Source organism: Gluconobacter sp., from assembly GCF_047722525.1.
In the GTDB taxonomy this organism is placed as follows: Bacteria; Pseudomonadota; Alphaproteobacteria; order Acetobacterales; family Acetobacteraceae; genus Gluconobacter.
The window spans coordinates 182,070-201,890 of sequence record NZ_JBDNYY010000005.1 but is presented as its reverse complement, the minus strand read 5'-3'; the positions used below and the strand labels follow the sequence as shown (position 1 = coordinate 201,890).

General features: G+C 63.5%; 14 protein-coding genes, 1 tRNA gene and 1 pseudogene. 10 read left to right on the top strand and 6 right to left on the bottom strand.

Features of this window, described 5'->3' with window-relative positions; all coding sequences use genetic code 11:
* Positions 1–6 precede the first annotated feature (6 nt).
* Positions 7–495 (bottom strand): preQ(1) synthase, encoded by a 489-nt coding sequence (queF, locus tag ABF859_RS06990; RefSeq protein ID WP_011252213.1) that lies wholly within the window; start codon positions 493–495, stop codon positions 7–9.
* Between the two features lie 170 nt (positions 496–665).
* On the opposite strand from queF, the gene typA reads away from it, so the two are divergent.
* From typA to ABF859_RS06975, 3 genes are all read left to right on the top strand, one after another.
* The gene (typA, locus tag ABF859_RS06985; RefSeq protein WP_415527052.1) at positions 666–2,486 is read left to right on the top strand and encodes a translational GTPase TypA; all 1,821 of its coding nucleotides are present in this window, start codon (positions 666–668) and stop codon (positions 2,484–2,486) included.
* 209 nt (positions 2,487–2,695) lie between these two features.
* A complete protein-coding gene (locus ABF859_RS06980) occupies positions 2,696–3,046 on the top strand; it encodes a hypothetical protein (RefSeq protein WP_415527051.1) in 351 nt (116 codons plus the stop codon).
* Positions 3,047–3,165: 119 nt separating this feature from the next.
* Complete coding sequence (locus ABF859_RS06975) at positions 3,166–5,325, top strand: hypothetical protein (RefSeq protein ID WP_415527050.1); 2,160 nt, start codon at positions 3,166–3,168, stop codon at positions 5,323–5,325.
* 23 nt (positions 5,326–5,348) lie between these two features.
* On the opposite strand, the gene ABF859_RS06970 is transcribed toward ABF859_RS06975, so the two are convergent.
* Both ABF859_RS06970 and ABF859_RS06965 read right to left on the bottom strand, forming a co-directional pair.
* On the bottom strand, positions 5,349–6,605 hold the full coding sequence (locus ABF859_RS06970) for a D-amino acid dehydrogenase (RefSeq protein ID WP_415527049.1): 1,257 nt from the start codon (positions 6,603–6,605) through the stop codon (positions 5,349–5,351).
* 90 nt (positions 6,606–6,695) lie between these two features.
* The gene (locus ABF859_RS06965) at positions 6,696–7,718 is read right to left on the bottom strand and encodes an NAD(P)/FAD-dependent oxidoreductase (RefSeq protein WP_415527048.1); all 1,023 of its coding nucleotides are present in this window, start codon (positions 7,716–7,718) and stop codon (positions 6,696–6,698) included.
* A 41-nt stretch (positions 7,719–7,759) separates the two neighbouring features.
* Here ABF859_RS06965 and ABF859_RS06960 point away from each other — a divergent pair, with 41 nt between their 5' ends.
* From ABF859_RS06960 to ABF859_RS06930, 7 genes are all read left to right on the top strand, one after another.
* Positions 7,760–8,839: a glycosyltransferase family 4 protein gene (locus tag ABF859_RS06960; RefSeq protein WP_415527047.1), complete on the top strand. Its 1,080-nt coding sequence runs from the start codon at positions 7,760–7,762 to the stop codon at positions 8,837–8,839.
* Positions 8,840–8,902: 63 nt separating this feature from the next.
* The gene (gene tsaE, locus ABF859_RS06955; protein ID WP_415527046.1) at positions 8,903–9,352 is read left to right on the top strand and encodes a tRNA (adenosine(37)-N6)-threonylcarbamoyltransferase complex ATPase subunit type 1 TsaE; all 450 of its coding nucleotides are present in this window, start codon (positions 8,903–8,905) and stop codon (positions 9,350–9,352) included.
* Entirely contained in the window at positions 9,349–12,399 is a 3,051-nt protein-coding gene (gene addB / locus ABF859_RS06950) for a double-strand break repair protein AddB (protein ID WP_415527045.1), read from the top strand. Before tsaE ends, addB begins: the two co-directional genes overlap by 4 nt.
* Positions 12,396–15,971, top strand: a complete 3,576-nt coding sequence (gene addA, locus ABF859_RS06945; RefSeq protein WP_415527044.1) for a double-strand break repair helicase AddA — start codon at positions 12,396–12,398, stop codon at positions 15,969–15,971. The genes addB and addA overlap by 4 nt, the downstream gene beginning before the upstream one ends.
* An 84-nt stretch (positions 15,972–16,055) precedes the next feature.
* Entirely contained in the window at positions 16,056–16,382 is a 327-nt protein-coding gene (gene trxA, locus ABF859_RS06940) for a thioredoxin TrxA (RefSeq protein WP_062029874.1), read from the top strand.
* 76 nt (positions 16,383–16,458) lie between these two features.
* Entirely contained in the window at positions 16,459–17,649 is a 1,191-nt protein-coding gene (rnd, locus tag ABF859_RS06935; protein WP_415527043.1) for a ribonuclease D, read from the top strand.
* 134 nt (positions 17,650–17,783) lie between these two features.
* A complete protein-coding gene (locus tag ABF859_RS06930) occupies positions 17,784–18,476 on the top strand; it encodes a GcrA family cell cycle regulator (RefSeq protein ID WP_415527042.1) in 693 nt (230 codons plus the stop codon).
* A 141-nt stretch (positions 18,477–18,617) separates the two neighbouring features.
* Here the strand turns inward: ABF859_RS06930 and ABF859_RS06925 are convergent.
* From ABF859_RS06925 to dksA, 3 genes and pseudogenes are all read right to left on the bottom strand, one after another.
* A pseudogene (locus ABF859_RS06925) lies at positions 18,618–19,142 on the bottom strand (glycoside hydrolase family 68 protein).
* A 35-nt stretch (positions 19,143–19,177) separates the two neighbouring features.
* Positions 19,178–19,252: transfer RNA gene (locus ABF859_RS06920), tRNA-Thr, on the bottom strand.
* Between the two features lie 52 nt (positions 19,253–19,304).
* Positions 19,305–19,718: an RNA polymerase-binding protein DksA gene (gene dksA / locus ABF859_RS06915; RefSeq protein ID WP_041112617.1), complete on the bottom strand. Its 414-nt coding sequence runs from the start codon at positions 19,716–19,718 to the stop codon at positions 19,305–19,307.
* Positions 19,719–19,821 lie beyond the last annotated feature (103 nt).

Here is a 19,821-nt window from a genome sequence, read left to right as displayed (position 1 = left end):
GCTGGCTCAGCCGCGACCCCGATAGCCCGGCACATCCTGCGCGGGAATCCACACGCCTTTCGGCGGCTCCCCCGTCTGCCAGAATACGTCAATCGGAATGCCGCCGCGCGGATACCAGTAAGCGCCGATGCGCAGCCACTGCGGGTCGAGGAGGGCCACCAGACGCTCGGCAATGGCGATGGAGCAGTCCTCGTGGAAGGCGCCATGATTGCGGAAGCTGGTCAGGAAGAGCTTGAGGGACTTGCTCTCCACGATCCATTCGCCGGGGATGTAGTCAATGACGATATGCGCGAAATCCGGCTGTCCCGTGACCGGGCAGAGCGACGTGAACTCCGGGGCCGTGAAGCGCACGACATACTGCCGCCCCTGATGCGGGGAAGGAACGCGCTCCAGAACGGCTTCTTCGGGACTCTGCGGCGTGGTGGTGGCGCGGCCGAGCTGGCTGAGGGCGTCGGTTCCGGGCGCGGAGGGACCGGTCGGGTGGTGGTCGGACATGGGGCTGAACTCCTCAAAGGGGCCGTGTTTTGTGAGATGTGGCCCAGCTTTCCCGCAGGCTCAAGGCATCTTCAGGACGAAAAGACAGTCACAGAGTTTGCATATTGGCGGGATTCGGTGCAGAAGACGGCGCAAATCCTCTCTTCGATGCCTCCCGTCTGGAAGACCACATGGAACTCCGTAATATCGCCATCATCGCGCACGTCGATCATGGCAAAACCACGCTGGTTGACGCGCTTCTCAAACAGTCCGGCTCTTTCCGTGACAATCAGCATGTTGCTGATCGCGCCATGGACAGCAACGACCTCGAGCGCGAGCGTGGCATCACCATTCTCGCCAAGTGCACGTCCGTTGTGTGGAAAGAAACCCGCATCAACATCATTGATACCCCGGGCCACGCCGATTTCGGTGGTGAGGTCGAGCGTATCCTGAGCATGGTGGATGGCGCGATCATCCTCGTCGATGCCGCTGAAGGCGCGCTGCCGCAGACCAAGTTCGTTCTTGGCAAGGCGCTGGCCCGTGGCATCCGCCCGATCGTCGTCGTCAACAAGATCGACCGTTCCGACGCCCGCCCGGACGAAGTGCACGAAGAGATCTTCGATCTGTTCGCCTCCCTCGGCGCAGACGAGCACCAGCTCGACTTCCCGATGCTCTACGCTTCGGGCCGTCAGGGCTGGGCCGACCTCGAGCTGGACGGACCGAAGAAGGATCTGGCCCCGCTGTTCGATCTGGTGCTGCGCCATGTGCCGACGCCGAACGTGGACAAGGACGCACCTTTCGGAATGGTTGCCACCATTCTTGAGAGCGACAACTTCCTGGGCCGCATCCTGACGGGTCGTATCGACCAGGGCCGTGCGAAGGTGAACATGCCGGTGCGCGTGCTGCGTCCGGACGGCACCATCGTCGAGACCGGCCGTCTGACGAAGCTGCTGTCGTTCCGTGGCCTCGATCGCGTGCCTGTGGAAGAAGCCGAAGCCGGTGACATCGTGGCCGTGGCCGGTCTGTCCGACGCGACGATTCCCGACACGATCGCCGATCCGTCCATTGACGTGCCGCTGCCGTCGCGCCCGGTCGATCCGCCGACCCTGTCCATGACCTTCCGCATCAACGATGGCCCGCTCGGCGGTCGTGAAGGCAAGAAGGTGACGTCGCGCCAGATCCGTGACCGTCTCTTCAAGGAAACCGAAGGCAACGTGGCCATCAAGGTCACCGAAAGCCCGGAGAGCGAAGCCTTCGAAGTCGCCGGTCGTGGTGAACTTCAGCTTGGCGTTCTCATCGAGACGATGCGTCGCGAAGGCTTCGAACTGACGATCGGTCGTCCGCGCGTTCTCTTCCGTGAAAACGAAGAGACCGGTGAGCGCGAAGAGCCCTTCGAAGAAGTTCTGGTGGACGTGGACGAGCCGTATTCGGGCGTTGTCGTCGAGAAGATGTCCCTGCGTAAGGGCGTGATGCAGGATATGCGTCCGTCCGGTGGCGGAAAGGTCCGTCTGACGTTCCTGATCCCGTCGCGCGGCCTGATCGGCTATCACGGCGAGTTCCTGACCGACACGCGCGGCACAGGCCTCATGAACCGTCTGTTCCATGGCTATCTGCCGTATGTCGGCCAGATCGAAGGCCGTCGTAACGGCTCGCTGATCTCGTCCGAAGACGGCCAGACGACGCAGTACGCGCTGTTCGCCCTTCAGGATCGTGGCACGATGTTCGTCGATGCCGGCGAGAAGATCTACACGGGCATGATCCTGGGTGAGCATTCCCGCGAGAACGACCTCGACATCAATGCGGTCCGTGAAAAGAAGCTGACCAACATGCGTGCTTCCGGCAAGGATGAAGCCCTGCTTCTGACGCCACCGCGCCGCATGAGCCTTGAGCAGGCCATCGCCTACATCGAAGACGATGAGCTGGTCGAAGTGACGCCGTCTGCCATCCGGATCCGCAAGCTGCATCTGGATCCGCATGACCGCAAGCGCGCCACCAAGTCCCGCACAAGCTGAACCGTTCTTTTCAGGACAGGTTTCAAGGAAAAGGCGTGTTCCGGATCTCCGGAACACGCCTTTTTTCATGGCGGTACAATAGAGTTTGTCTGAATTGAGGCGCATTTGCGTAAGACACGGGCATGCGACTGAAATTTCATAAAGTTAATGCGCGACCCCGCAAAGCAGGGGTGATATCTTCAGTAGCAAGGTCACTTCAGGATAACTGAATGTTGGCTCGTCTTTATTCTGTTGTGGAGCTTCGTTTCCAGATGCGTCTTTTCAACCGTTCCCTGATCGCTGCCGTTTCCGCCCTGGCCCTGACGGCTGCTCCGGCATTCGCCGATCCCGCCACCACGGCTGCTCCCGCTGCGCCGGCCGCTGAAGCTCCCGCCGCTCCTGCGCCCGCAGCAACGGCTCCTGCCGAAGCTGCCCCGGCTGCTCCTTCTGCCGAGTCCGACGCTACGGCCACGAGCAAGAAGAAGCACCACAGCAAGAAGCACCACCACAAGCACAAGCACCACAAGAAGACGTCCGCTCCGACGGATGCCACGACGTCCGACGCCGCTCCTTCCAACTGAGGAATGGCCCGCGGCTCTCCTGAAGGGCTACGGAATACAGAAACGGGGTCTGCTCACGCAGGCCCCGTTTTTTTTGTGCAACATGCGCAGTTTGCGGGTTCTGCCCGGTTTCTGATGTCATGCTGCAATCATTTGCATGCATCGGCGACGCTCACTACGCTGCCCGGATGACCTCCTGCCTTCTGAGCTGGCACGGCTCCATTGTCGCACGGCGCGGATTGGCGCTGTATCTGGCGTCCCTGTCCGATGTGATCGCAGGGATGGCGGATCCTGTCTCGGCGTCCGCGGCTGATGGTCTGTTCGATATCGTGCCGGTCGGGTCTTTGCCTGACCTGGCCGTCTGTGCGTTGCGTGCTGGCGCTCTTTTTCTGACTGCATCGCCGAGCGGCGAACTTGGAACGGCATCCCGGATTCAGGGGTGGGAGCAGTTTGTTGCCTGGCCGATTGGCCGCCTGCCTGAACTGCAACGGCTGATATCGCGTCGGTGGCATATCGCCGGACAGGCTTCTGAAGTCGTGCGACCCACGATACAGGATCTTCAGTGCCGGGTCGGGGATCGGGCGATCCCTCTCGAAATCCTCAGTCTTCAGCTGCAGGAAGACGGCTCTGTTCGTCTATCAGACGGGCAGGAGTTTTCTCTGAAACTTGAACCGTGCCCGTCCCGGGAGTTGCAGGCCCTTCTGGAAGATGTGCGGAGTACGGTGCGGCGCGGAGACCCCGAGCCTGCACTCCGCATCCGGGATTCCTATGCCGGGCTTCAGTCCGAAGCCTTCAAGGTTGCGCTCTATCCGGAAGATCTGTCCCGCCTTCGTTATCTGGCGCTGATCTGCGTGGATTGCGGTGAACTCGTGCTTGCAGAGCGTGCGCTGGATCTGGCGCGGATGGCGGATGATGGCGCGGAGATACTGTATTTTTCCGCCATTCTGGCAATGCGCTGCGGTCATCACCTGCGTGCGGCCGATCTGCTGCGGGATGCCCTGCTCAGGCGTTTCCCCGACAGCACCGTCCTGCAAGGGATACAGGCTCTCGACGCCCGGCTGAGGTATGGTGAGAACGCCCTTTTCCTGCTGCCGGACCGCCTGCGCCAACTCCATCTTGCCCCTTTCGACGCGCTGTTCGACCGGGTGCTGATGCCCATGCCGCTTTCGGAACGGGACGGTCAGGATATCCGGCAGGTTTACGGTCATCGCTTCGAGGATACGTCCCTGCGTCTGGCGATGGATGCCAGAGAAGCTCTGCTGCTGCTGGACCAGCGTTTCAATGGTGACTGCTACTGGAATGCGTTGTGCAGGGGGCATCAGTTCTGGCTCGCAGGCGATGCCGAGAGCGCCGATATTCACTATGCGGCAGCCAGAACGCTCGCCATCCGGACCGGTCTGATGCCGATCCACTACAACTGCGGCGTGCTGTCATGGCTCGGCGGTGCTGCGCGTCATGGCGTGCCGGCCCCCGTTTCGGACCGTCTGGGAATGGGAGCGTGGCAGTGGGAGGCCAGTACCGCTCCAGACAGTCGGCCTCCTGCGCTCTGTCTCGTTTTGGGCTGCGACGCCAGATATTTCCGTTTCCTGCCAAAGCTGCTGCTGTCGCTGCTGAAACTTTGTGCCGCCCGTCCGGACCCGTCCTTTCGGATCCGGCTGTGTCTGGGGATTGACAGTCCCACAGAGGTGCAGCTTGCGTTCATGCGGGATCTGATTGGCGCGGTCTCGGAAAAGGATTTTGGTCTCGATATCACGCTGGCCTATGGCCGCCTCACATGGCGTGATGCTGCAACCTATACGGCGATCCGATATCTGATGCTGCCCGAAGTGGTGCGGCGACATGCCTGTCCGGTCATCACCGCCGACTGTGACGGCTATTTTCCGGAAGATTTCCTGGCGCTGTTCGATGACCTCAGGAACACTGCCGATTATGGCTTCCGGCTGTATGCCTACGATCATGAAGGGTGCCAGACCTTTGGCGAACCCTGGGGCTTTGGTGCCGGGATTTCATGGTTCGGTGAAACGGACAGGCTGCCGGAGATCGCGGCGTTCCTGCATGATTATCTTCAGGTCGCGTATGACCCGGCCAATCCAACGAACTGGTGCATTGACCAGTGCGCGCTCGTCCAGTCTTTCCGGCGGTTCGTGGCGCCGCGCTGGAACGATCTGCGGATCCGCTTCATGGACGAGGGCACGCCGCTGATGGTCATGCCACATCATGTAGGCGGCAAGGACGAACTCCTGCGCCGGGACGGAACCGTCTCAATGCAGGATGTCCGGGCGTTCGTCTCCCGTCCGTAAGAGCGGACGGACGGGAGCGGACTTCAGACGCCGTAGCGGTCGAGCGACAGGTCGAGCGACGGAATGGCGGTCTGGCGGTCCGAGATCTGGTCCGCGACGATCTGGCCGGAGCCCGCCGCCATCGTCCAGCCCAGCGTGCCGTGACCGGTGTTGAGCCACAGATTGCCATAGCGCGGGGAGGGGCCGACGATCGGCGTGCCATCCGGCGTGCAGGGACGCAGACCCGTCCAGTATTTCGCAGACGACAGATCGCCGCCGCCATACATTTCGCTGAAGGACAGCTCCAGCGTCTCGCGACGGTCCGGGCTGAGGCGCAGGTTGAAGCCGTTCAGCTCCGCCGTCCCGCCGATGCGGATGCGGTCGCCAAGGCGCGTGATGGCGACTTTGTAGGTCTCGTCATTGACGGTGGAGACAGGGGCGCGGCTTTCGTCCGTGATCGGCATGGTCAGGGAGTAGCCCTTGACCGGGTAGATCGGCAGACGCAGTTCCAGCGGCTTGAGGAAGCGCGGGGAGTAGCTACCGAGCGCCAGAACGTAGCGGTCGGCGGTCATGCGGCCGGCGCTGGTGCGGATGCTGACAATGGCATCGCTGGCGGCTTCCAGAGCCTCGATATTGACGCCGAGATGGAACTTCACGCCCTTGTCCTCGGCCATCTTGGCCAGACGGCGCGTGAAGAGATGCGCATCGCCCGTCTGGTCACCCGGCAGGAGCAGGCCGCCCTTGAGCAGGTGCCGCGCATGGGCGAGGCCGGGCTCGCGGGCCAGGATCTCGTCCACGGTCAGTAGCTTGTGCTCGATGCCGCTTTCGGACAGCAGGCGCATGTCCTCGGCCGCGTGTTCGATCTGGCTGTCTGTCCGGAAAAGCTGGATCAGGCCCTTCTGGCCACCATCATAGGTGATGCCGGTTTCCGCGCGCAGGGCATCCAGACGGTCGCGGGCATATTCCGCGATCCGCAGCATCCGGCCCTTGTTGATATCATAGGCCTTTTCCGTGCAGTTCATGAGCAGTTCGCCCATGAAGCGGAACATGTCCGTATCGAGGCGCGGACGGATCACGAGCGGGCTGTGCTTCTCGAACATCCATTTCGCGGCCTTGAACGGCAGTCCCGGCATGGCCCAGGGGGTCGAATAGCCCGGAGAGACCTGACCCGCATTGGCAAAGGACGTTTCCAGACCCACACCCGGCTGGCGGTCGATGACTTCGACCTCGTGGCCTTCCTGAGCGAGATACCAGGCCGTTGTCACGCCGATGACGCCGGCGCCCATAACGATGACTTTCATATCTGTCCTGCTGTGTTGTCGTTCGTGAAACCGCCCTGAAGCCATGAAAGCCAGCTCAGCGCTGCGAAAAAACCTGTCCGTCCTGCTCCGTCAGCCCGGCACGCCCTTGCTGGTCGAGTACTCGAAATGCAGGGCCGTGTCGGGATGGACGATGGCATGGATGGCATGGGCCGCCATGGCGCCTTCGGAGAAGCCCTGAAGGATCAGCTTCAGCTTGCCCGGATAGGTCGCCACGTCCCCGATCGCGAAAATGCCCGGCGTGCTGCTCTCAAGCGTGGCCGGGGTGACGGGGACGGTATTGCGATGCGTGTCCAGCCCCCAGAGCGCGATCGGCCCCAGATCGGTGGACAGACCGTAGAACGGCAGAAGCGTATCGGCCTCGATATGCCGGGACGTGCCTTCCAGCGTCGTGACTTCCACGGTCGAGAGCACACCATCCGTGCCGTGCAGGGCATGAAGCTGATAGGGCACGACCTTCTCGATCTTGCCAGCCGCAATCTGCTGTTCGATGCGCGAAAGCGTCTCGGGCGCGCCACGGAAGCGGTCCCGGCGATGCAGGAGATAGACCTGCGCCGCCACTTCGGAGAGCGACAGCGCCCAGTCCAGCGCGGAATCACCACCGCCTGCGACCACGACGCGCTTGCCCGCAAAATCAGCGCGTTTCTTGACGTAATACTGCACGGCCCCCGTGCGCTCATAGGCTTCAAGCCCGTCCAGCGGCGGACGGTTCGGCCCGAATGCACCGGCCCCGGCCGCAATGATGACGGCCTTGGCGTTGAGGACGTCGCCCCGTGCGGTCTTCAGCGTGAACGCCCCGCGCTGGCCTTCCAGAGTCTCGACCCGCGAGCCCAGCAGGCGCGGCACATCGAACGGTGCGATCTGCTGCTCAAGCGCCTCGATCAGCGCGCCGCCTTCGATGGCGGGATGCGCCGGGATGTCGTAGATCGGTTTTTCGGGGTAGAGCGCCGCACATTGTCCGCCTACGCTGTCGAGTGCGTCGATCAGGACGCAGGACAGTTTGAGCATGCCACATTCGAATGCGGCGAAGAGGGCGGTCGGACCGGCGCCGACAATCGCGACATCGGTGGTCAGGGTTTGAGGTGCAGTCGTCATGACCTGTTTCATAATCGGTTTGAATGGGTTGGGGTAGGGCATTGAAGGCACGATATGCGTTTGTAATTCAGGACCTGAAGGGCCTTGGTGGGACCGAACGCTCGGCCTGTGCCGTCATGAACGGACTGGTGCGTCAGGGCTGTGACGTGCGGCTGGTGGAACTGGTCGGGGCGGGTGCGCCGGCCTTTCCGCTGTCGCCTGAAATCGCCGTCTCGTCCCTGTTCGACGGGCCGGTAAAGATCTTCAATTCCTGGTTCCGCATCGTCTGGCGGCTGTCCCGCCTGCTGAAACGGGAGAAGATCGACACGCTGGTGGTGGTGGAGTCCACCCATGCGCTCTACGGCGTGGCGGCCGCACGGCTTGCGGGCGTGCGCTGTGTCGTGTGGGAGCATTTCAATTTCAACGTGACGCTGAACCGTCGCAAACGCGTCTGGGGACGGCAGATCGCCGCGCGCTGGGCCGATGATGTCGTTGTCCTGACCCAGCGGGACACGGCGCTGTGGCGTGAAGGCACGACGGTCCGGGCGCATCTGACCGCCATTCCGAACATGGCGCCGCCCGTGACGGACAGGCCGTATCCTCAAGCGTCCCGTCTGCTTCTGGCCGCGGGTCGTCTGACCGAACAGAAGGGCTATGACCTGCTGCTCCAAGCCTGGCGGATCGTGGAGCAGGATCCGCGGAGCACGGGCTGGGAGCTTCTGATCCGTGGCGACGGCCCCGATCGTGATTCCCTGCTTCAGCAGGCGCAGGGACTGCATCATGTGACGATCGCGCCCGCAACCGGGGGCATCGATGCCGATTACGCCCGCGCGGCGCTGTTCGTGGCGTCATCGCGTTATGAGGGGCTGCCGATGGTTCTGCTCGAAGCCATGGCGGCCGGAGTGCCGGTCGTGGCGTTCGACTGCGTGACCGGTCCGGCGGAAATTGTCCGCGATGGCGAGACCGGGTTTCTTGTTCCGCCCGAAGAGCCCGAGGCTCTGGCTGTTGCTCTGCTGGAACTGATGGGTACTCCTGAGCAACGCCTAAGCATGTCGGACAAGGCGCGGCAGCGGGCGGCGGAGTTTCAGGAAGGCCCTGTCATGGCGCGGTGGAAGATGCTCCTTCGGCACATATCCGGCTGAATGGACGGAGATGTTCCCCAAACGTGCTTGCTGGCTCCGGGCAGTCGGGCCACATTGGGCTCCATGCAGATACGCCTCGATGACCAGCTTGCAACCGAAACTCTGGCGGCCCTGATCGCCGATCACTGCGCACCCGGAGACTGCCTCGCGCTTACGGGTGGTCTGGGAGCCGGGAAAAGCACGTTCGCCCGGGCCTTCCTGCGTCATCTGGCACAGGACCCGCAGATGGAAGTGCCTAGCCCCAGCTTCGCGCTCGTGCAGCCTTACGAGACGCCGAAAGGGGCGGTCCATCATTATGATCTGTGGCGTCTGGACGGGCCGGATGCGCTGTATGAACTGGCCTGGGACGAGGCATGCGAAGGCATCATGCTGGTCGAATGGCCGGAACGGGCCGGGGACCTGCTGCCGCAAGGCGCGCTGCACCTTACATTCGCCCCCGGAGACAGCGAGGGCTCCCGCCTCGTGCAACTGACGGGCTGGCCTGAAGAGCGCCTGACGGGACTGAAGTCATGAGTGGCGTCGTCACCATTGCGGGCACGGAGCCGTTTCTGGACCGTGTGGCGCAGGAATGGCTTGAGCGGGACCCGGCAGCCGGAACAGACGGTCCGGGTCTGATCCTCGTTCCCAGCCGTCGTGCAGGCCGTGCGCTGATGGAAGCCTTCCTGCGGGTTCTGGACACGCAGGCTGCACTCCTGCCGCGCATCGTCGCGATTAATGACGTGGACGAGGATGCGCTGGCGTCCATCGGGATCGACGTTGTTCTGCCGCCAGCCGTGGAGCCGCAGCGCCGTCTGGCCGTGCTCTCGATGCTGATTCTCCAGACGCCACTCGTAAGTGTGGGCGTGGACAGCACCAAGGGCATCGACCGCGCCTGGCCGCTGGCCAAGGCGCTGGCGGACCTGATGGACGAGGCCGAGCGCAGCGGTGTTGATCTGGCTGAACGTCTGCCGGATGCGGTGGAAGAGCGCTTCTCCGATCACTGGCAGCAGACGCTGAAATTTCTGGAGATTGTGACCGCCGTCTGGCCGAAATGGCTGGAAGAGGAAGGCCTGTCCAACCCCGTCGCGCGGCAGATCGCGCGCCTGAAAGCGCAGGCGCAGGCCTGGGCGGAAAAACCGCCGCTGACGCCGGTCTGGGGCGTGGGTTTCGCGGATGGGTCTGCGGCAGTGTCGGATGTGCTGGCCGTGGTGGCGCGGCTTCCTGCCGGGCTTGTGATTTTGCCGGGTGTGGATCTGGGCATGGCGGACGAGATCTGGGCCGATCTGCCACCGTCGCATCCGCAGGCTGGCCTGAAGGAAATCCTGACGGATCTGGGCCTGTCGCGAGAGGAACTGACGGATTGGGATGGTGGTCGGGATCGCGGGCGTGAGCTGATGCTGCGCGAAGTGCTGTTGCCGGAGCAGGGGATTGCCCATTGGGGGCAGGACAGCCGCCCGCGCGATATCGCAGGTCTTTCCATTCTGCCTGCGCAGGACCAGCAGCAGGAAGCGCAGGCCATCGCCCTGATCCTGCGTGATGCCGTGTCTGAAACCGGGAAAACCTGCGCGCTCGTCACGCCGGACCGGGCCTTGGCGCAGCGTGTGGGCACGGAGCTTTTGCGCTTCGGTATCCATGCCGATGACAGTGCGGGTGAATCCCTGTCCCAGACCCCGGCCGCCGTATTTCTGCGTCTGATCGCGACCGCTGCCGAAGCGCAGCTTTCTCCCGTCGCGCTGTTGTCCGTTCTGAAACATCCGCTCGCCGCTCTGGGCCGCACGCCGGGGGACTGCCACGCTTCCGCCCGGCGTCTGGAACGACTTCTGCTGCGCGGCCCCGCGCCTGCGCCTGGGATCGCCGGGCTGAAAGCCGCGCTACGCGAATACACCGACAAGAAACATGCCCCAGATAATGGGGCTAGCGCGGATGCTCCGGATGAGCCGGAAGGCCCCGCTGCCTTCATCGCGCGGATCGAGCGGGCCTTTGATCCACTTCTGTCCATCGAGGGGGCCATTCCCCTTCCAGAACTGCTCGAACGCCTGATCCATACCGCAGAGGCTCTGGCGGCTACGGCGGAAGAGCTGGATGCGCCGGAAGACGAACCGCGCCATCCGGGCGCGCGCCTGTGGCTCGGTGAGGATGGTGAGGCGCTGTCGCGGCATCTGGCGGCGCTGATCGTCAATACGGGCATTCTTCCGCCGCAGCGCCTGACGCATCTGGACTCGTTCCTCAACACGTCGATGGCCGGGCAGATGCTGACCGGTCTGCGCGCGCATCGCGGGGGCGTGGAACTGGCGCATCCGCGCGTCTCGATCCTTGGTGTGCTGGAAGCGCGGCTTCTGGCGTTTGATGTCGTGGTGCTGGGCGGCCTGAACGAAGGCGTCTGGCCACCTGCGACCGATCCGGGCCCCTGGCTGAGCCGCCCGATGCGCGTGCGCGTCGGTCTGCCTTCTCCGGAGCGGCAGACGGGTGTGAGCGCGCATGATTTCGTCTCGACCATTCTGGCGTCGAAGGAAGCCGTATTCGCCAGTTCGGCCCGGCGTGAGGGTGCGCCCGGTGTTCCGGCGCGATGGATGGTGCGGATGGATGCGTTTCTCGGTGGCCGCTCCCAGAGCCTGCCGGTGCATCAGGCGCTGGACTGGCAGCGCTGTCTGGATCAGCCGCTCGCGGGCGCCGAGGCCGTTGCACCTCCTGAACCGCGTCCTCCCGTTGCTCTGCGTCCGCGCGGTCTCAGCATCACCGAGATCGAAACCTGGATGCACGATCCCTATGCGATCTATGCCAAGCATGTCCTGAAGCTCCGGGCGCTCAAGCCGCTGGAGGAAGGCGCGGAACACGCCGATTTCGGCATGATCGTGCACGATGCGATGGAACGCGTCCTGCGGGACTTCCCTGAGCGCTGGCCCGCCAATGCGAGCGCCATCCTGCGTCGCGTTTTTGCTGAGGAACTGGCGAAGGCCAATATGCGCCCGGCTCTCGTGAACTGGTGGGGGCCGCGTCTGGCCCGGATTGCGGACTGGGTGGCGGAAAAGGAAGCTGCCTACCGTTTGGACATGGAAGAGAGCGGTCCGGCGCAGGGGCGGTTCGTGGAGGTCACGGCGTCTTTCCGTCTTCAGGCGGCTTTTGCGCCGTTCGAACTGCGCGGCCGTGCGGACCGGATTGATATCGGTGCAGATGGTCTGGCGACGGTCTTCGATTACAAGACCGGGCAGCCGCCCAGCGGGAAGAACGTTGCGGAAGGCTGGTCCGTCCAGCTCGTGCTCGAAGGCGCTCTGCTGGCAAAAGGGGCCTTCAAGGACGTTCCGGCCGTGGAGACGAAGAAGCTCCTCTACTGGCATCTGACCGGCGGTGACGATCCGGGCAAGGAAAGCGAAGTGCCGGGTTCACGCTCCGGCACGGATGCGCCCACTCTGATCGGTGAGGCCATGGAAAAACTCCGGACCCTCGTGGACGAATACGACATGCCCGATCAGCCTTACCGTTCCCAGCCCTGGGCCGGGCATGTCCCGCGCTACACCGATTATGCACAGCTGGCCCGCGTGGACGAATGGCGCGCGGCCTATGCGGAAGGAGAGGGCGAATGAGCGACATGCCGCCTGTGACGCGCCCCGTTACCCGTGACGAAGTCATCGCAGCCGCCGATCGCACGCAGCGTCAGGCCTCCGATCCGCGCGCTTCGGTGTTCGTCTCGGCCTCGGCGGGTTCGGGCAAGACCAAGCTGCTGATCGACCGTCTGCTGCGGCTCATGCTGCCGCTTTACGTCCAGACCGAGGACGGCGACACCATTCTGGCCGATGGCGCGCATCCCTCGCGCATCCTGTGCCTGACCTACACCAAGGCCGCCGCCGCCGAGATGGCCAACCGTCTTCAGCAGAAGCTGGGAAGCTGGGTCTCACTGCCGGACGAGACGCTGGGGGCGGAGCTTGAAGGCCTCGACGTTCCCAACACGGACGAAACCCGCCGTCGTGCCCGCGCCCTGTTTCTGTGCGTGCTTGATCTGCCGGGTGGCCTGCGGATCGAGACGATCCACGCCTTCTGCCAGTCCCTGCTGCGGCGTTTTCCGCTGGAAGCCTCGGTCGATCCGCATTTCACACTGATGGAAGACACCGACACCACGTTGGCGCTACGCGAAGCGATGGAAGACGGGCTGGCCCGTTCGCCGGAGCTTGCGGCCGATGTGGCCGGAACGGTCGGACTGGATCGCTTCTTCCAGCGTATCCGTACGCTGAACATGGAGGAAAGCCGCGCCCGTCCGCTGCTGGAACGCTGGGCCACCCTGCCGGATAGCGTGGTCAGTGCCTATCGCAAGGCCCTGAAAGCCGGGCAGCAAAGCCTGGAAGATCTTGAAAGCCTCGCCTGCCGTCCCCCGAAGGAAGATGACCTGCGGGCCGGATTGCGGGATGCGCTTGATGTTGTGACGGATGCTGGAAGGGTCATCGTCGAGCAGATGCTGGGCTGGCTCGGGACGAACCCGGCCGAGCGCGCCCCGGCGATCTGGGCGAAATGTCTGCTGACGAAAGATGGCAAGCCGCGCAAGATGAACGGCATCGTCAGCAAGAAAGCGCAGGAGAAGGTCGGATATCTTGTCCCTGTGCTGGAAGATGAGGCTCAACGGCTCGTAGATCTTCAGGCCAGCCTCAAGAGTGCGCGCCTTGTCCTGCTGAACCGCGCCCTGCTTGGTCTGGCCGCACCGATGCTGACGGCGTTTCAGGACGGCAAGTCTGCCCGTGGTCTGGTCGATTACAACGACCTCATTCAGGAAACCCGTAATCTTCTGCGCGATCCGGGCGCAGCATGGGTGCTGTACAAGCTTGATGGTGGCATCGATCATCTGCTGCTGGATGAAGTGCAGGACAATTCCGGCCTGCAATGGGAAATCGCCGGCGCGCTCACATCCGAGTTCTTTGCAGGTGAGGGTGCGTGGGATATGGGGCCGCGTCCGCGTACCATCTTTGCGGTCGGGGATTACAAGCAGTCGATCTACGGCTTCCAGGGCGCCCAGCCGGAAGAGTTTCACCGCTGGCGTCACGAATTTGCCAGCCGGGTCCGCAATGCCGGTCTGCTGTGGCGCGATCCGGAACTGAACGTCTCCTTCCGTTCGGTCCCGCCCGTCCTGTCTTTCGTGGATGCGGTGTTTTCCCAGCCTCTCGCGGCGCATGGCCTGCTTCAGGATGACGAAAAGACGCTCCGCCCTCATGTGTCGGCCCGTCCGGGGCAGGGAGGGCGCGTGGAACTGTGGCCGCTCGTCCCCGTCGTTCAGGGCGAGGACGATGACGAAGGCCTGACGCCCTGGCGCGCGCCTTCCGCCAATACGGGACAGCGCAGCGCGCCGCAGCGTCTCGCCGAAGCGCTTGCGGAATGGATCGACCAGCAGATCGGGCGTCCGCCCCAGCCGGGGCAGGCGCCTCTGACCGCAGGCGATGTGCTGATCCTCGTCCCCCGGCGCTCGCCGTTCCTGCGTTCGCTGATCCGGGCCCTGAAATCGCGTAACGTGCCGGTCGCGACACTGGTCCGGGTCGGGCTGACGCAGCAGGTCGCGGTGCGCGATCTCATGACGCTCTGCGCGGCCCTGCTTCTGCCGCAGGATGATCTGACGCTTGCTTCCGTCCTGACATCCCCGCTCGGCGGTCTGATGGACGACTCGCTGATGGCGCTCGCCACCCGCAATGGCACGGCCCACGCCCTCGGTCCGAAAGGCCAGCCGCTCTGGACTGTTTTGCGCGAACGGCATCGGGAGCGCGAGGACTGGCGGGCGGCCTGGGAGATGCTGTCCACACTCTATGCGCGCGTCGATTATGCGTCTCCGTACCGCCTTCTGGCCGAAACGCTGGGTCAGCATGGTGGCCGGACGCGACTTCTGCAGCGTCTGGGACCGGAAGCCGCAGAACCCGTGGACGAGCTGCTGACGGCGGCGCTGCGCTATGAAGGCCTGCATCCGCCGTCGCTTCAGGGCTTCCTGCACTGGCTCGAAGCCAGCGAGATCACCAGCAAGCGCGAGGCCGAAAGTGAACTCGGTGCCGTCCGCGTCATGACCGTGCATGGCTCCAAGGGGCTTCAGGCGCGCCTGGTCGTGATGCCGGACACGACATCAAAGCCTCCGCCCGGCAGCGATTTCCTGTGGGAAGAGGCGGCCGCGCTCGAACTTCCGCTCTGGGTTCCGAAAAAGGACATGGGGACGGACGTCACCACGGCCCTGTCTGAACGGGACGCCGAAAAATCCCGCGCCGAGAGCAATCGCCTGCTTTACGTCGCCCTGACCCGCGCCAGTGACTGGCTTGTGATCTGTGGGGCTGGGGCCAAGCGCGAGCCTGCGGATACAAGCTGGTATCGACAGTGCGAGGCCGGGTTCCGGCAACTGGCCAATGCCCGTTCCGAACCCATGGATCTCGGCTGGGAAGGCGAACGGCTCGTGCTGGAAGAAGCGCGCACACTTGCTCCCGTTGCTTTCCAGCCCGGATCGGCCGAACCGCCCTGCGCGACCCTGCCGAACTGGATGGGCCATGCGCCGGACTGGAAGCCCGTCATCACGCCGCATGAAGATGCCATGACGCGTCCGCTCGCGCCCAGCCGTCCGGATGGAGCGGAGTTCGGCGAACTCCCGGCCGCACGTTCACCGCTGGAGCTTCTGGCCGGTCGGCCCACGCCGGTCCGGGAACAGGCCATGCGGCGCGGCACGATGATCCATCGTCTGCTCCAGCTTCTGCCCGAAACGTCGCCTGCCGAGCGTGAGGCCGTGGCCCTGCGCTGGCTGTCCCGCCGGGCTCTGGGCCTGACGGAAGCGGAAATCGATCGTCTGGCGCAGCAGGTTCTGGGCGTTCTGTCCCATCCGGACCTCGCGCCACTTTTTGCGCCCGGAAGCCGCGCGGAGCAGCCGATTTCCGGTGTCAGCGCAGGGCGTGTGGTGCTGGGGCAGGTGGACCGTCTGCAAATCGGGGACGGGCAGATCTGGGTCTGCGACTACAAGACGAATCGCAATCCGCATCTGCGGGCGGAGCGCACTCCCGTCGCCTATCTGCGGCAGATGGCGGCCTATCGTGCCGTGCTGGAGCAACTTCATCCCGGCTATGACATTCACTGTTCTCTGGTCTGGACGGAAGGACCGGTCGTTGTCACACTTCCGTCTTCGCTGCTGGATCAGGTCCGGCCCGGAGCTTGATGCAGATCAAAAGCCCCTTGCAGTGAGGGGCAGGGCAGCCGATATCCGTTTTCAGAAACTTCATTCGCCACAAGGAACACACCCATGAGCGCAAACACCGTTGCCGTCAGCGACAGCAGCTTCGACGCAGACGTCCTGAAGTCCGAAGGTCCGGTTCTGGTCGATTTCTGGGCGGAATGGTGCGGCCCGTGCAAGATGATCGCACCGGCGCTTGAGGAAATCGGCGCCGAGTATCAGGGCCGTCTGAAGGTTGCCAAGGTCAACATCGACTCCAATCCGGAAGCCCCGACCAAGTATGGCGTTCGCAGCATCCCGACGCTGATCGTCTTCAAGGACGGCAAGCCGGTTGCCCAGCAGATGGGGGCCCTGCCGAAGAGCCAGCTCAAGGCCTGGATCGATCAGTCCCTCTGATCGACCCGGAAAACGGCTGAGGGAAGGACGCTCAGGGGGCGTGGTCACGATCCAGCGCTTTGTGTAGGATCATGGCATGCGCTCGAAAGCTCCGTCCTTCCCGACCCCCGTTCTCCTGACCTCCAGCGAGGAGGTGGCCCGTATCTGCGAAAAACTGCAGAGCGAGCCTTTCGTGACCATCGACACGGAATTTGTCCGGGAACGGACCTACTGGCCGGAGCTCTGTCTCGTCCAGCTCGCGGGAGCCGAAGACGTTGTCCTGATCGACACGCTGGCTCCCGGTATCGATCTCGCCCCCCTCGATGCGCTGCTGGCCAAGCCGGACTGCACCAAGGTCTTCCATGCCGCCCGGCAGGATCTTGAAATCTTCCTCCATATTTTCGATCGCCTCCCGGTTTCGGTCTTCGATACGCAGGTCGCCGCCATGGTGGCCGGATTCGGCGATCAGGTCGGCTATGACAGCCTGGTCGGCGCGATCACGGGCCGTAGCATCGACAAGGCGCACCGTTTCAGCGACTGGTCGGCCCGTCCGCTGACCAAGGCGCAGATCGCCTATGCCGCCGCCGACGTCACGCATCTGCGCACGGTCTATGATGCCCTGCGCAAACAGCTTGCCGATCAGGGGCGTCTGCACTGGGCCGACGCTGAACAGGCCGTTCTGACTGAAGAAAAGACCTTCCGCCCCGATCCCCGCCGTCTGTGGGAAAAGCTCAAGGCCCGGACCAGCAACCGTCGGATGCTCGGGATTCTGCGTGAAGTCACGGCATGGCGCGAGCAGGAAGCCCAGAACGCCGACATTCCCCGCCAGCGTGTCATCCGTGACGAAAGCCTGCTGGAAATCGCGGCCGTCCATCCCGATACGGTCGAGGCCCTTTCCCGCATCCGCGGCGTGACCCGGGGTTTTGCCGAGGGAAAAATGGGCCGGGGCCTGCTCGAAGCCATCCGCATCGCTCAGGAGCTTCCGGAAACCGAGCTTCCGAAAGCCCCCTCCAAATCCGATCGCCCCCGGCCGTCCGCAGCCCTCGTTGCCCTCCTGCGCGTTCTGCTGGCCGCCAAATGCGAAGAGCACAAGGTGGCCCCCCGTCTGGTGGCGTCTTCGGACGATCTGGATCTGATTGCGCTCGGGGAAACCGATGTCGGTGCCCTGAAGGGCTGGCGCCGGGAGCTCTTCGGTCTGGATGCCCAGGCGCTGGTCCGTGGCGAGATTGCACTGGCCGTTGTGAACGGTCTTGTGGAGCTTCAGCGCGTCGCCGAACCGGTCGCATAAGACCGCCTTCGACGCGGCGGGGAGTTTCTGGTAAGAAACCTCCCGAAGATGTTCCGGTTCCGGTGGGCCGGGACTGGAAACCAACAGCATATCGGGCCAGGCCAGGCACCGATGCGGGACAGGGAAACGAACATATGGAGTGGACGGACGAGACGATCGCCAGACTTCGCGATCTGTGGAGTCAGGGACTTTCGACCGCCGAAATCGGCCGCCAGCTCTCCATCACCAAAAATGCCGTCGTCGGCAAGGCCCATCGTCTGGGCCTGCCGCCGCGCCCGTCTCCCATCCGCAACCGCAAGGCCAAGGACGGAGAAGCAGCCACGACCGAGGCAGCCCCCCGTCGTAAAAGCCCTTCCCGCGCCAAAACCGCAGAAACCGCCGCGTCTGACCTGTTCGCGGACAAGGACGCGGTTCCTGCAAAACCGGCTGCCGGCATCGCGGAAAAAGCACCGGAAAAACCTGCGGCACCTGTTCGGAAGGCGCCTCCTGTGCCTCCTGTCGCGGCAAAGCCGGCGCCCCAGCCTGTCGCTGCGGCCCGTCCTGCCGCCGCTGCTTCCAGGGAGTCTGTAGCAGCCCGTCGGGAACCCGCCGCGGCCGCCAAGCCGGAGCCACGCGTTGCTCCTGCCCCCCGTCCGGCCCTGCCTCCCCGCTTTTCGACTGCCGGCATCGACCGTCCCACCCGTCGTGGTCCGTCCTGCTGCTGGCCGATCGGTGACCCTGGCACGCCGGGATTCCATTTCTGTGGCGCGACACCGCTCCCCGGAAAACCCTATTGCGCCGAGCATGCGGCTATCGCCTATGTGAAGATCCGCGACCGCCGCGACTGATCCTGAGCCTGCGAGCCATGAAAAAAGCCGCCCTCCGAAAGGAAGAGGCGGCTTTTTTATGGCTGCGACTCAAGATATTTTTCTTAAAACGAAAAAAGAGGGGAGCAGCCGAAGCCACTCCCCTTTTCCTGATCGACGGTTTCAGCCAGTAGCCGTAGCCGGCCATGCACGCTGTGCAAAGATCTCGCCGTAGTTATGAACCTCCGTGAGGTAGGACCCATCATTGTCCAGAACGAGGCGCACGGTTGGTGCCAGCGTGGCGCCAATACGGACAGCGTTCGGATCAGCCGTGGTCGGGGTGGGAACGTGGTCGATGAAGGGCTGCACATAGCCCTGTGCATTCACAAAATACGAATATGTCGAATACGGCTGGCTTGCGGGTCCATTGTCCGACACGAAGCCATAAACACCATCCGGCCCCTACAGATTGCCGGAATATGTGGAATGATGGCTGATCGTGAACAGATACAGCTTTCCATTCTGGAACACGACATGAGAGCGTTCCGTCTGGTCATTCACCCCCAGTGCCGCCACGACCGGTCCAAGCTGGGTCCAGCGCGCCCGTGAGAAGTCACCTGCCGCATAGGCACCCTCGTCCAGAACGGCCAGAGCGATGGAAGCCGCGCCATAACCCGCTCCAGGATCAACCGTGTAGCTCGGCGGAATGGGGCCCGTTTCAATTTTCTGAAAACAAGGAAAAATGGTGCTGCTGGACAGGATTGAACTGTCGACCTCTCCCTTACCAAGGGAGTGCTCTACCACTGAGCTACAGCAGCATACCGTTGCCTTGGCGCGCTTCGTAACGGGTCAGCGCGCCAAGCGCAAGCCTTAATCGTCGCGGTGGACCTTTTCCATCCGCTCATGACGCTCCTGCGCGTCAATCGAGAGGGTTGCGATCGGTCGGGCTTCAAGCCGCTTCAGACCGATCGGTTCCCCCGTCTCCTCGCAGAATCCGTAGCTGCCATCGTCGATGCGCTCGAGAGCCATGTTGATCTTGGTGATCAGCTTGCGGGCCCGGTCGCGGGTTCGAAGCTCGAAAGCCCGGTCCGTTTCGACGCTGGCGCGGTCCGTGATGTCGGATTCATGGATTCCACCTTCCGAGAGGCTGGCAAGGGTTCCATCCGCTTCTTTCAGCAGATCCAGACGCCAGCGCAGAAGCTTCTGCCTGAAGTACTCGACCTGAAGCGGGTTCATGAACTCTTCGTTGTCGGAGGGCCTATAATCCGGCGGCAGCGTAATCATGCGCATCCAATCCCTGGCTGATCTGCCAGCGTCCGCTTTCAACAGCCGCAGGCGATAACGCGCGGCTTATAGCTACCCCAGCCGCATCCGCCAACCCCGAACA